Annotated in this window: 1 pseudogene; it reads right to left on the reverse strand. The window is 66.3% G+C overall.

Going from position 1 to position 416, the window contains the following annotated elements:
* Positions 1-307: pseudogene (locus EN852_RS43295) on the reverse strand (LysR family transcriptional regulator); the annotation flags it as partial.
* Positions 308-416 lie beyond the last annotated feature (109 nt).

Consider the following 416-nt stretch of genomic DNA (forward strand, 5'->3'; position numbering starts at 1 on the left):
GCAAAGCCGTCCGACGTGCTGACGTTCAGGATGCGCGTCGAGCGGTCGGGCGTGGCGGCGATGGTGGCGGCGGCGATCTGGTCGAGCGCCTTGCCGACCTCCGCCGCATAGGCCGCGCCGACAGCGGTCAGGCGCACGGAGCGCGTGCCAAGAGCTGGATGCCCAGCCTGTCCTCGATGTTGCGGATGGCGCGGCTGACGGCGCCATGGGTGAGGTTGAGCTCTTCCGCCGCCTTGGAGAAGCTCAAATGCCTGGCGGCCGCGTCGAAGGCGGGCAAGGCGGTGAGGGGCGGCAATCTGCGCGGCATGGGTTCGACCTGTGAGCGTTGCTCACAAATCCTGCACAAAGAGTCGTTTGTCGTCCAGCCCGAAACCGCCCAATATTCAGGCGTACCAAGCATCCACACCGGATTTCCG

The sequence above is a fragment of the Mesorhizobium sp. M2E.F.Ca.ET.209.01.1.1 genome, from assembly GCF_004010375.2.
Classification (GTDB): Bacteria; Pseudomonadota; Alphaproteobacteria; order Rhizobiales; family Rhizobiaceae; genus Mesorhizobium.